Source organism: Oleiphilus sp. HI0086 (assembly GCF_001635225.1).
Genome location: NZ_LWFZ01000453.1, coordinates 1 through 310, shown reverse-complemented (window position 1 = coordinate 310; position 310 = coordinate 1). Strand labels below are relative to the sequence as shown.

Annotated in this window: 1 protein-coding gene; it reads left to right on the top strand. The window is 44.2% G+C overall.

The window, feature by feature from the left end:
- A partial coding sequence (locus tag A3756_RS05595) for a nucleoid-associated protein (RefSeq protein ID WP_197481196.1) occupies positions 1–310 on the top strand: 310 nt, incomplete at both ends.

Genomic DNA, 310 nt, shown 5'->3' with positions numbered 1-310 from the left:
CAGGCACCTGACGTCACTGCAGATCATGAAGGACTCTTCAGTCAACTTAAAAAAGTCTTTCAATTCAAAGCAGGTAAATTCCACGGTCAATTTGATGAAGACTATAGTAGTGCCCCCTATCAAAACTGGTTGAAAGAGCAACTGGATGGAAAAATCAGCTTCGAGAAGCTAAGCCTTCTCTACATGAATCAACTCAAAGACCTAGTGGATAAAACCAGCGAGAGCTTTGAAGCCACTATCCTTACGGTTCATGAGGAACGTGCAGATGGCCCTCGAGTCTATATCTTTGCGCTGGAAACAAATTCCGGCC